Origin of the sequence: Nostoc sp., from assembly GCF_036917635.1 — a bacterium.
In the GTDB taxonomy this organism is placed as follows: domain Bacteria; phylum Cyanobacteriota; class Cyanobacteriia; order Cyanobacteriales; family Nostocaceae; genus Nostoc.
In genome coordinates this window covers 1-12,586 of sequence record NZ_JBALCW010000115.1, presented here as the reverse complement: position 1 = coordinate 12,586, position 12,586 = coordinate 1, and the positions used below count along the sequence as shown (strand labels likewise).

Genomic DNA, 12,586 nt, shown 5'->3' with positions numbered 1-12,586 from the left:
CTTTGCCCAATGCCCAATGCTCCATGCCCAATGCTCCATGCCATTAAAGCATAAATCCCAGTCCAAGCAGCAAGCAAGCACAAAAATGCACGGCTACGGCGATGAATTTACAGTTACTAACTTTGTCTGGCTGGTTGTGATTTTCTTGGACATGGCGGCATAGTTTGACAGCAAAGGGTAAACTTACCCAACTCAATAACGTCCAAGGTGGAGAAATTCCCAATAGCACAAATAGCAACGTCAGGGGATAAATGCTAGCAGTAAACCAAACTAGGAGTTGGGCCCCTTTTTTAGTTCCGAGACGGACGATAGGCGATCGCTTGCCTGCGGCTATGTCATCCTTAACTTGGTGAAAGTGTGAGCAGAATAAAATTAAGGTTGTGGCAATCCCGACAATGACTGAGACTGCTAAACTTGTCATTGACCAAGTTTGGGTTTGGCTGTAATATGCTGCCTCCACTGCTAAGGGGCCAAAAGCAAAAAAGCAAAGAATCTCGCCTAAACCCTGATATCCTAAGCGAAAGGGAGGTCCTTGGTACATATAGCCTAAACCACAGCATAGTAAAATGATGCCGATAACAGTTAGGTCTTGTTGCCAAAAACCGATCGCTAGTATGCCCAGCAACCCCAAACCTAAACACAAATTTCCTATCCAAAATATTAATGACTTATTGTCTGTTAAGTTAACCAGAGAATGGTGCTTATTTTGATCGATGCCTGTTTCCGAATCAAAGACATCATTACTGATATTTTCCCAGGCAAGAATTAAGATTGCCGCAGCTATAAAAGTAGAAAATACTGTACTATTAAAAATTTTAGTTTCGGCGAATGCTACTGCTGTTCCTACCCAAATGGGCATAATGGCAACGCTGTACATTGGCGGTTTAATCGCTGCCATCCATAACTTACTGTTGGGATATAAAATCTGCTTGGTTGTCATTAGTCGTAATTAATTAAATTGCCAGAAAATTACTTACACTTGAGATTTTATAATTTAAAGAGACGCACCGTTACGCAAAAGTCAGGCATTCACGCATTCAAAAGTTAAAAAACTTATAATTTGGGCTTTTTAACTGTTGGAATGGTAGCTTTATCATTGCAGTCTCACGTTCCAGGCTTGGGCTATAACTGGCTTGTCAGGGTCTGAGAACACCATAAACAACGCAAATCCTCCGTTGGTGAAATGATAACTTAATATGTCACCTGTAGAAATACGACCACGATTAATTACACTTTAGGAAGTTAACTTAAAAAAAATTTACTATAGATCCATGACAGTTTCACCATGTCGTAGCAACCTCTTTGTACACAAAGATTTATATCAATTTTTGGTAGCAGTGCAAGAAAAGTGCGTCAAAAGTAATTGCAGGCAAATTGTCAGTATCTCTCAGGAGATCGATTTAGTTGACCCTCTACTTGTATTAGATAAACTAACACAAGCAAATGAAATAAATTTTTACTTTGAGGACAAAGGTAAAGGAGAAGCGATCGCAGCAATTGATGCCGTGGCAAAATTACAAATTGATGGTATAGATCGTTTTACTCAAGCTGAACATTTTATCAAATCTTGTCTAAAAAATATAATTAACTTTGGTAACGTTAACCAACCTTTTTCTGGCCCTCACTTTTTTTGTTATTTCAGCTTTTTTGATAAAAATGCCCAAATAGATTATCCGTTTCCATCTGCTACCATCTTTCTTCCCCGTTGGCAAGTAGCTGTTAAAAATCAACGTTGTATATTAGTAACAAATATAATTATCAATGAAAATGTAAATATTCCAAGGTTATTGGAGAATGTGCAAAATAAAATTGAATTTATCCAATCTTTAGAATATTACTCTGCTAATATTGATAGTTTTCCAGCAAACTTCTACAAGAAATCTGTCACTAATGCTACTGGGTTTAAACGTTCAGTAGTATCTGTTTTGGAGAAAATTAAGTCTAGTCATTTAAGCAAGATTGTCCTCGCAGATATATTAGATGTAAAATCAAGCAATCACTTTGACTTAGTTAAATCCTTAAATAATCTTAGACAAATACATCCTAATTGTTATATTTTTTCTATAAGTAATGGCAAAGGACAAAACTTTATTGGTGCAAGTCCAGAAAGATTAATTAGTATTAATAATCAACAGTTAATTACTGATGCTTTAGCTGGTTCTGCACCACGAGGTAAAACCCCTGCTGAAGATGCAGCTAATGCCAATCGCTTGCTTAATAGTCAAAAAGAAAAGCACGAACATTCACTGGTGCTTGATTTCATTACACAACGCCTATGCCAGCTAGGTTTATTACCCCAAATATTAGCACCCCGGCTGCGACAATTATCGAATATCCAGCATTTATGGACACCAATCAGCGCTACAGTTCCTGCAAACATACATCCATTAAAGATTGTCGCTCAATTGCATCCTACACCAGCCGTTGCCGGTGCAGCACGAGATGTAGCCTGTGCGGAAATTCGGCGTTATGAAAACTTTGAAAGAGGTTTGTATGCTGCGCCTCTGGGTTGGATAGATTCTCAGGGTAACTGCGAGTTTATTGTGGGAATTCGTTCAGCATTGATTGATGGCGATCGCGCGAGATTGTATGCTGGTGCTGGTATCGTCGCGGGATCTGATCCTGACAAAGAATTTGCAGAGGTGCAACTGAAACTTCAGGCGTTACTGAAAGCGTTAGTTTAATGGTTAATTTATCAGCCACCGATGTCCCATTAATTCATAAGTTGTACAAATTGTTGGTAGCTCGTACCCAGCTTCAAGACTAATCTGTGATAATTTTTTCTGCATCTGAGCATAGCAATATGTTTACAATTCCACGTTAACAGATAGTTTAAACTGTAATGCTTTATGAAAATCGAAGTTGTAAAAGTTACTCAACAACAAAAGTCAGTACTGTGTAATTTAATGGAACTATATCAGTATGACCTGAGTGAAATAGAAGCTAAAGATGTAGATGCTTCCGGCTTGTTTGGCTATCGATATCTTGATTACTATTGGACAGAACCTGAGCGACACTCATTTTTGGTTAAAGTTGATGAGAAGCTGGCAGGGTTTGTACTTGTTAATCAGCACATCTACCTTCATCAAGATAACCATGCTATGTCTATTGCCGAGTTTTTTATCCTCAGAAGGTATCGAAGCCAGGGTATTGGTGAACAGGTAGCTACTCAAATTTTCGACCAGTTTCCTGGCAGTTGGGAGGTACGGCAGACTGCTTTTAACTTAGGCGCACAAGCCTTTTGGAGCAAGGTAATTAATCAATACACTAATGGAGCCTTTGACGAAGTTTTTTTAAATGATGACCGATGGCATGGCCCAATTAAAACTTTTGACAACTCAGAAAAACTATTAACATAAAAAATACACCGATTTATCAGATGTATTTCTAGTAGCTGTAGGGTGTGTTAGGGCTTCCGTAACGCACCATTTCAGGTTTTTTACTGGGGTTGGGTGCAGCTATTTGTTAGACTGCTGAATTGGTTGTTTGAGTGGTACTGAGATTATTTGCCTTTCACTAGCAGCTTGCTTCTTTTGCAAATCATCACAAATTGCCTGTAAATCGTAGTTAAATAACTTGGCATGTTCTTCTCGAATTCTGTAAATCTCTTCCAGAACTTCATCTTTCCACATTTTTACTCTCCCATTAATTCATAAGGTGTACAAATTGTCGGTAGCTCGTATCCAGCTTCAAGACTAATCTGTGATAATTTTTTCTGCATCTGAGCATTAGCGATATGTTTACAATTCCACGTTAACAGATAGTTCAAACCGTAAACTGTAGTCACAGCAATATGAAGTGCATCATCAGCAGCTTTGGGTGGAAGATTGCTTCTTGTGAGAAATTGCGCTGCTAAATCTTGTACAGCTTTATTTACTTCGAGTAATGGAAAATCAGAGACTATCTCAAGTCGCCTAGTCGCCATCTCAATATCACCTCGCGCCACCTCATCCAAAACCACTTGGGAGATATAGAGGTTGAAATGATTTCGGCGAGTGTCCCACCATTCGCGCGTAGCTTCCAAATTTGCCATGAGAATCAAGTTGTTGCTGGGCCTAGCAGTTAGATATCCTACTATGCTGGTTTCAATATAGACAGTTTCACTCATAACGGTCATAAAGAATTCTCTGTAAGATGCAACCGCTAATACCCACTTTTTTTAGTTATGTGATAGTTAAGTAGGTAGGTAAAAGTGTAATTCTATTGTTTTCATAGCGTACTATAGGATTACTATTTGATTTCTGAACGAAATTAGGTATTGTAGCGTGTGTTAGAACGGAGTTCGTAACGCACTATTCTCAAGGGTTTGATGCGTTTCGCTGTCGCTAACACATCCTACGTATATTTTCAGAAATCAAACCGGATTCCTATATCTGAGAATACTTTACACTAAATCTTGATGAGTAAAAGCTTTAGCATTCGCCCCGGTGTAAGTAGCTACAATATGACCATCACCAGTCATTTGATATTTATATGTCACTAATCCTTCTAAACCAACAGGGCCACGCGGTGGCATTTGTTGCGTACTAATTCCTACTTCTGCACCGAAACCATAGCGGAAACCATCAGCGAATCTGGTAGAACAATTGTGGAATATATTAGCTGAATTTACCAATCCAAAGAAAGTTTCTACAGATGTTGAATCTTCAGTAATAATCGCGTCAGTATGACGAGAACCATATTCGTTAATATGTGCGATCGCACCTTCTATAGAGTCTACAATCTTAATAGACAAAATATAATCGCTGTATTCTGTTTCCCAATCTATTTCTGTTGCAGCTACAATGCTAGATAAAATTTCCAAAGTGCGTTTATCACCTCTTAATTCTACATGCCGTTCTTGCAAAGCCTCAGCAACTTTTGGCAAAAACTCTCTAGCAATTGATTGGTGAACTAGCAAAGTTTCAATCGCATTACAAACAGCCGGATATTGGGCTTTTGCATCTACTGTAATCGGAACTGCTTTAGAAATATCTGCTGCTTTATCTATATAAAGATGACAAATTCCATCAGCGTGGCCTAATACTGGAATCCGTGTATTTTCTTGCACAAAGCGCACAAAAGAATTAGAACCTCTGGGAATAATTAAATCTACATATTTATCTAACTTCAAAAGTTCTAGAGTTTCTTCTCTAGTTGTGAGCAACTGTACCGCATCAGGGTTAACAGCAGTTTGAGATAATCCTTGTTTAATTGCCTTAACTATTGCTTCACAAGAACGCACCGCTTCTTTTCCACATTTGAGAATCACACCATTACCCGATTTAATCGCTAAAGAAACAATTTGAATCGCTGCTTCTGGACGGGCTTCAAAAATAATTCCTAAAACACCTAAAGGACAAGTAATTCGCTTCAAAATTAAACCAGTGTCAATTTCGCGGTGAATCTGTAGTTTACCGATAGGATCGGCTAGCTTACCAACATCTCGTACCCCTGCGATCGCATCTCTTAATTTATGTTCATCCAACTGCAAGCGTTTGTAAAGCGGTTGGGGAATTCCTTCAGCATCAGCAGCTTCACAATCAGCAACATTTGCTTGTAAAATTTCATCTCTAGCTGATTCTAAAGCTTCAGCGATCGCAACAAGTGCCTGATTTTTTGCCTCAGTGGAGAGAATCGCTAATTTACTTGCAGCTTGGCGGGTTTGTCCTGCGATCGCAATTAGCCCAGAAGCAATGTTAAGAATAGTCATAGTACAAATCTTTACCTTTTCCTCATTTTATCAATGTCAGTTCATCATTGCTTATCGTCTTCCCCCAATCGGGTGAACCATCTGGGTAATCAATGATTACTCCAATCGGGTGAAGCAAAACTTGGTTCAAAACATTTATTCTATAATTATCGAACACAAACAAATTAAAGGTACTAAACTTACAGCATTTAAAATATTATAAGTATTGTTACAGAGCTTATTTGAAAGTCTTAAAAATGATTTATGCGTACCGGAGACTAGAGAGACATCATAATGTATGTTTCTCTAGTCTTTTCCTTAAGTAAGTAATTTATACTGCCAATATTTTAATTTTTACGAAATTGTGATGACGATCGCTGGATCTATTGAGTATTGATCGATCAAATACCACTCCTTTGCTAGGGAGATTTTATGTCATTGCAATCTGGATTAGATGCCTTAAAACAGAAACGTTATCAAGAAGCGGTTGAATTACTCGAACAATTCTGCCGCGATTGCGTTGAACGTGATTCCTCAGATTATCTTTCAGCACAGATGTGGCTGATCAAAGCCTATCAAGCCACAGGCGAAATCGAAAAAGCTAAGATGCTGTGTCAAAAGTTAATCATGAGTGAAAACCCACAGGCTCGCAGTTGGGCGCAAAAAGCTAGTCAATCCTTGGGCCAAACGCCATCTAACACCAATCAAAAAGCCGGTCGCGCCGCCACTACTGGGATGAAGTTAGCGATGGGGGGTGTGGGTGGTAGTTTGGCGTTAGCTTCTGGTGTCACCATGACCTTGCTATTTGGCATGGTCTTCGCTTTAGGTTTGAGTTTAGTATTTATTTTGGGTAGCGACAATCCCCAGCAAGGACTAGCGATCGCTATTGGTATTACTCTAGTTTTTAATATCGCCGCCTTTTTCTTGTCTCCATTTCTCATGGACTTAACCCAAAGCTGGCTTTACCAAACTCGCTGGGTAGAGTTAGCAGAAGTTGAAAGCCTCAGTCCAGAGACCGCTAAAGTTATTCGCCAAGTCTGTGAACATAAAAAGCTAAAAACGCCCCGTTTGGGCATCATTAACGACCAAAACCCCACGGCTTTTACTTATGGCTCATTACCTAATAGCGCCCGTTTAGTAGTCAGTCAGGGACTTTTCACATACCTGGATGACGATGAAATTGCTACCGTCTACGCCCATGAATTGGGGCATATCGTCCACTGGGACTTCGCAGTGATGACAGTAGCTTCTACCTTAGTGCAGATTTCCTACCTGATTTACAGCACAGCTATAAGATTAGGGCGTGGTGGCGATCGCAAAATTAAAGATGCTATGCAAACTGCTGCCTTAGTCGCCTACGTGTTTTATCTCATTGGTACTTACTTACTGCTGTACCTCTCTCGCACACGAGAATATTTTGCTGACCACTTTGCAGCAGAAAGTACAGGTAATCCCAATGGATTATCCCGCGCTTTGGTGAAGATTGCCTACGGGATATTAGAAGAAGGTTCACGGACACAAGAACCCAGCCGTTTAATTGAAGGGACTCGCGCCTTGGGTATCTATGACCATAAAGCCGCCGCTTCCACAGGAACCGCCTACCGTCTTGCATCCGATCCCCAAAAAGTTGGTCGCGTCTTTTTGTGGGATATGTTTAACCCTTGGGGCTGGTGGATGGAATTAAATTCTACTCATCCATTGACAGGGAAACGAGTTCGTGCATTAAGCACCTATGCCGAACAGTTGGGTTTACCGACTGAGTTCGATATGGGGCGAGTTATCAAAGAAGGCAAAACTCTGAGTAAGAGTAGGCTTTACAGTAACTTCTTTTTAGATGTTGTGCTGTATGGTGCTGAAACTATATGTTTCTTAATTGGCTTGGTAATGGGTGTGATTCTGTGGTCAAGTTCGCCAAACACAGGTTTAGCATTTGGTGCGCCACTAATTGGCTTAGGGATGGGGATTATTGTTAAAGCCTTGGTGATGTTCCCCGACTACAAACAAGCAGCAGAAACCGATATTCTCACCCTGATGTCAGACCCTTACGCCAGTCCGTTGCGTGGACAACCAGCAAAACTTAAAGGTCAACTAATTGGTCGTGGCGATGCTGGTTATAAATTTGGTTCCGATTTAAAAATTCAGGATCGTAGTGGGATGCTTTATCTGCGTTACGCCTCACGCTTTGGCCCTATCGGCAATTTCTTGTTTGGGATGAAACGAGTCAAAAGCTTGATTGGCGAACAAGTTGGGGCGGTAGGTTGGTTCCGTCGAGGTATTGCACCTTGGATGGATTTGATTCAACTTCAAAGTGAAAATGGCACCATTGTTAATAGTTACCATCGCTTTTGGTCATTCATCCTTGGCGGTGGATCGATTATCCTGGGAGTGGTCTTGATTATGTTCTTGAGCAGTTAGCTGAGTTTCTCGCCTGCTGTCAAAGCATTTCTCAGTCCATCCAAGCTTTAATTTGTCAGGAGGTAGTTAGTCACTACCTCCTTTTTTTATGCAACTTATAAATCATACCAATTCACGGAAACCCTGATATATAGCGGTTCCAATACTGCTCGGTTTTTGGATTTTTCGATAGTGTTTTAGGGACTTCCAAATAAAAAAATACTCAACTACTTCTTGTGGGGTGGGCATCTTGCCCGCCCATATACAAGGGCGGGCAAGATGCCCACCCCACAAGATTGGGTAATTTATTTCTTGGAAGTCCCTTAGACCTGTAGAGACGCGAAATTTCGCGTCTCTACACAAGGTTTTTAGTCTTATCCGAGTAGTATTGATAGCGGTTCCCATTCAGATGCGGTACAAAATTACATCGCAAGGTGTAGGAGCAATTCATGAATTGCCCCTACGGGTGTACCTCACATGAACGACAACCGCTATATATATTACCGTAGGGGCATGGCAATGCCATGCCCCTACTGGGGTTAGGTCATTTGCTATATTAGCGGCAGGTTTTACCAAAAGCTTAATTGTACATTAAACTTGTTAGCTGCCTTTAACCAGGTTCGCCACCACACTCACCAACTTTTCTGGCTCGATTGGTTTGGAGAGATGAACGTGGAATCCAGCTTGCAGAGCCAGCTTCGACTCTTCATCTCTAGCAAAGGCCGTCAGTGCTACAGCTGGAATTTTTTTGAATCGAGCTACTTCGCTGATTCGCACTTTGCGAATCAGCGCATAACCATCTTCATTTGGCATTCCGATATCACTGACTAAAACATCTGGTTCCAATCGTTCCAGCGCTTCTAAAGCTTCCGCTACTGAGCTAACCGATATCACCTCTGCACCAGACTGTTCCAGAATAAAGGAAACTAAATCGCGTGTATCGCTATTGTCATCCACAACAAGTATTTGTAAGCCTCTGAGCGCTAAGAGGTTATCGGCTTTTACTTCCCTCTCTTTAATTTGCTCCTCTTGTTGCGATTCTATGGTGGATAACAGCACTGTAAATGTTGCTCCCCGTCCTTCTCCTTCGCTAGCTGCGTGGACAATGCCTGAGTGCATTTCTAGTATGTAGCGCACAATTGACAGTCCCAGCCCCAAACCACCCTCGGCTCTAGTAGTTGTGCTATCAGCTTGACGAAAGCGCTCAAATATAAAAGGTAGAAAGTCAGCATTAATTCCCTTACCTGTGTCAGACACAGTTATCTGGGCATTTGAGTTTACCTGCTTTAGATGTACTTCAATTCGTCCTCCACTGGGTGTAAATTTGACAGCATTAGAGAGCAAATTCCAGACGACTTGTTGCAGGCGTTCTGAATCACCTATAACTTCACCTACTGAGGAATCAAGGTAAGACTCAACTCGAATATCCTTAATTTCAGATGTGGGATATATAGCTTCAATCGCTGCGTTAATTACAATTACCAGGTCAACTTTACGGAGATTTAGGCGGATTTTACCTTGTATAATCTGGGAAACATCCAGGATATCTTCGATCAATTTCCTCTGGAGTTGAGCATTGCGCTCGATTGTCGCCAGTGCCTTAAAGGTACTTGCCTCGTCCAATTTTCGATTACGGATAATTTGAACCCAACCCAGCATAGAGTTAAGAGGTGTCCGAAGTTCGTGAGAAACGATCGCTAAAAACTCGTCTTTAATTCGGTTAGCTTCCTGGGCTTGCCGATAAAGCTGTGCATTTTCAATGGCAAACGCTGCCCGTTGGGCAAGTTCTTCAGCCATTGCCAGGTCTACAATAGTGTAATGCCGTCCTGGTTGTGCAGATGCAAATACAATTGTCCCCAGCTTGCGTTCACGCACCAGCAATGGCACAGTCATCTGAGACTTAAGTTGGAGTTGGTGCAGCAGACTCAGGTGTTCTTCGTTTGATGCATTTCTCTGTAATGACGACTCAATAATGTTTGTAGCCAGTTCCGACTTACCAGTTCGTAAAACCTTCGCTGGCGCATAATCAGCATCAACAGCAATTGGATAGCGTTGTCGCAATTCTCTTACTATTGCTTCCTTCTGCGGTTCAGATGCAGCTATCACTGGGTTATTGAAGACTGCCGAATTATTTTCAACGACATCTACAATACACCAATCGGCTAGGGTAGGCACTGCCAATTGCGCGACGCTGGTTAAAGTGATCCGGTAGTCTAAACAAGATGCCAATACACGACTTGCTTCAGCCAAAAAATTAGAACGCCTCTGTGCTGCTTGGGCTGAAATTCGGGCGGCTCGTTCGCTGGCAAATAACTCTTCGCGCTCCGACTCTAAACGCTTGCGCTTGGTAATGTCGCGCATTAGCCAGCGCAGAGCAACTGGCTTACCTTCCTCGTTACGGACAGTAACTACTGTCAAAGCAACATCAAAACAGATTTTTTCCCGTGGTTGTAAACATACTTCCCATTCCCCGCCCCGGTCGAGATGCTGCAACTGAGTTAGGTAATTAAAAAAATGTTGATGATCTGACCTGGCAATGAAAGTAAGTAGCGGTTTGCCAATCAAAAATCGCTGTAAAACATTGAGGTGTATGGTAGCAGCAAGGTTAGCTTCCCCGATAATACCATTCGTATCAGTTACCAAGTAACCATCAGGCGCAAAATCAAATAATTCTTGGTAGCGCTGACGCTCCTTCTCGACTACCATTCGCGTTGCTTGTAGTTCCTCGGAGGCAATTTTCAGTTCTTCCAAAGTGATTTTAAGTTCTTCAAAAGCTTCAGCCGTTAGCTCTTGTTGCGGGTTAGGCTCACTGGCAGTGCTTTGCAATAATCCTGTCACCCGTGAGCTAAATGTTTCTATTTCTTGACTAAAATCGTCTACATTCATGTTGCTCACTTTGCTAAAACTAAAACGCGCGCGCCAGAGGAAAAATTAAGCAGATATAAGCCCAAATCTATGCTAAAAGCTGATCTCAAAGCTATTGCTCAAAAGATAGAGGTTTGTTTTGACAACGCGAGTTCTACAAAGTGGATTAGACACAATAATTATAGTTGACTCAACCTCTAGGTAGTATTTTAAAATAAATAATTTATAAAGAAATCCATCTAGAGGGCTGTACAGCAAGAAAGATAATAAGCTGATACGCGTCTAAATCATATTGGTCGAGAACTTGGCGAATATGGCTTACAGGGGAGCATCCCAAATGTGTAAAAACATAATTTGTCATTGCGATCGCTTCATTAGGCTATGCTTAATTCGCAATCACTGGTTTTAGGGGGATGATAAATATGATATTTGATATGGAGTGGGGATGAGAAATAGACTTGCATACAACCCCTAGAAAATTCTGATGAGAAATGCGATCGCTACTAGATTTCCCCAAATTATAGCTCAAAGAAAAAACCCGATAGGCAGATATGACCGTAAAAACAAAACCAGGCGTTCCTTAGCCCTGTATAGCTGCATAGGATTAATAGGTGGGATTCTGGCATTGTTGTTAATAGCATCCCCAGGACTGGCTCAAAAACCACAACTCCAACAACCATTATTAGTAGCTACACGAGTTATACCGCCCTTGGTGATACCAGACAAAGGTGAGTTATCAGGATTTAGTATCGACCTCTGGCGCAGTATCGCCAAGCAAATAGGTGTAGAGTCTAAATTTATTGAATATTCTTCTGTGCCAGAACTGCTTTCTGCTATTAAAGACAACAAAGCTAATTTGGGGATTGGAGCTATTTCCATTACAGCCGAACGCCAGCATAATTTTGATTTCTCATTACCTATTTTGGCTGGGGGGCTGCAAATTATGGTAAGAAACTCAGAAACCAACAACAATGCCTTCCCAAATATTTTGCCATTATTTTTCTCTACTAGCCTCTTGCAGGTAATAGGCATTGCTCTAGTATTAATTGTCCTAGCAGCCCATATTATTTGGTTATCTGAGCGGCATCATAAAGATGGGATGATTCCCAAATCATACTTTCCTGGTATTTTCAAAGCTTGTTGGTGGGCAGCTGCCACATTAGCAACCCAAGCTGACGAAATGCCTAAAGGAGTACTGGGACGCTTAGTAGGTATTGTCTGGATGTTCATTGGAGTGCTTTTCGTTGCCTACTTTACAGCCAGTGCTACTACCTCATTGACAGTACAACAGCTTCAGGGAGATATTAAGAGTATAGACGATTTACCTGGTAAGGTAGTGGCCACAACCGCCGGTAGCACAGCCTCTGCATATCTCCGAGAACATAAGATTTCAGTTTTAGAAGTTACCAAAATTGAGCAAGCTTACAATGCTCTGCAAACAAAAAAAGCTGATGCTGTGGTATTTGATGCGCCTGTACTTCTGTTCTATGCTGCCAACGAAGGCAAAGGGAAAGTACACATTGTTGGCAGTATTTTGCGTGAAGAAAGCTACGGCATTCTTCCTGTACGTTCGCTGATTTTGACCTTGCGAGGAGGAATTATGTCTTACAGAGCCTAAGTTCCAGTTCATAAAGGAATTCAGGCATTTTCATGGCA

9 protein-coding genes are annotated in these 12,586 nt (G+C 41.2%); 4 read left to right on the top strand and 5 right to left on the bottom strand.

All coding sequences use genetic code 11. From position 1 onward, the window contains the following. Positions 1–43: 43 nt before the first annotated feature. A complete protein-coding gene (gene menA, locus V7K32_RS27965) occupies positions 44–940 on the bottom strand; it encodes a 2-carboxy-1,4-naphthoquinone phytyltransferase (protein ID WP_334998104.1) in 897 nt (298 codons plus the stop codon). Positions 941–1,271: 331 nt separating this feature from the next. On the opposite strand from menA, the gene V7K32_RS27960 reads away from it, so the two are divergent. Further along, the gene (locus V7K32_RS27960; protein ID WP_334998102.1) at positions 1,272–2,684 is read left to right on the top strand and encodes an isochorismate synthase; all 1,413 of its coding nucleotides are present in this window, start codon (positions 1,272–1,274) and stop codon (positions 2,682–2,684) included. A gap of 165 nt (positions 2,685–2,849) precedes the next feature. Next, positions 2,850–3,359: a GNAT family N-acetyltransferase gene (locus tag V7K32_RS27955; protein WP_334998100.1), complete on the top strand. Its 510-nt coding sequence runs from the start codon at positions 2,850–2,852 to the stop codon at positions 3,357–3,359. A 99-nt stretch (positions 3,360–3,458) separates the two neighbouring features. On the opposite strand, the gene V7K32_RS27950 is transcribed toward V7K32_RS27955, so the two are convergent. From V7K32_RS27950 to V7K32_RS27940, 3 genes are all read right to left on the bottom strand, one after another. Continuing rightward, positions 3,459–3,632, bottom strand: coding sequence for a hypothetical protein (locus tag V7K32_RS27950; protein WP_334998098.1), 174 nt, complete (start codon positions 3,630–3,632; stop codon positions 3,459–3,461). Between the two features lie 2 nt (positions 3,633–3,634). Beyond that, entirely contained in the window at positions 3,635–4,108 is a 474-nt protein-coding gene (locus tag V7K32_RS27945) for a type II toxin-antitoxin system VapC family toxin (protein WP_334998147.1), read from the bottom strand. A gap of 276 nt (positions 4,109–4,384) precedes the next feature. Next, on the bottom strand, positions 4,385–5,692 hold the full coding sequence (locus tag V7K32_RS27940) for a glutamate-5-semialdehyde dehydrogenase (protein WP_334998096.1): 1,308 nt from the start codon (positions 5,690–5,692) through the stop codon (positions 4,385–4,387). Positions 5,693–6,103: 411 nt separating this feature from the next. Here V7K32_RS27940 and V7K32_RS27935 point away from each other — a divergent pair, with 411 nt between their 5' ends. Next, the gene (locus V7K32_RS27935) at positions 6,104–8,086 is read left to right on the top strand and encodes a zinc metalloprotease HtpX (RefSeq protein ID WP_334998094.1); all 1,983 of its coding nucleotides are present in this window, start codon (positions 6,104–6,106) and stop codon (positions 8,084–8,086) included. A 579-nt stretch (positions 8,087–8,665) separates the two neighbouring features. Here V7K32_RS27935 and V7K32_RS27930 read toward each other — a convergent pair. After that, positions 8,666–10,951, bottom strand: a complete 2,286-nt coding sequence (locus V7K32_RS27930) for a PAS domain-containing hybrid sensor histidine kinase/response regulator (RefSeq protein ID WP_334998092.1) — start codon at positions 10,949–10,951, stop codon at positions 8,666–8,668. A 463-nt stretch (positions 10,952–11,414) separates the two neighbouring features. Between V7K32_RS27930 and V7K32_RS27925 the strand changes: the two genes are divergently transcribed. Next, the gene (locus V7K32_RS27925; RefSeq protein ID WP_334998090.1) at positions 11,415–12,548 is read left to right on the top strand and encodes a transporter substrate-binding domain-containing protein; all 1,134 of its coding nucleotides are present in this window, start codon (positions 11,415–11,417) and stop codon (positions 12,546–12,548) included. The last annotated feature ends 38 nt before the right edge of the window (positions 12,549–12,586 follow it).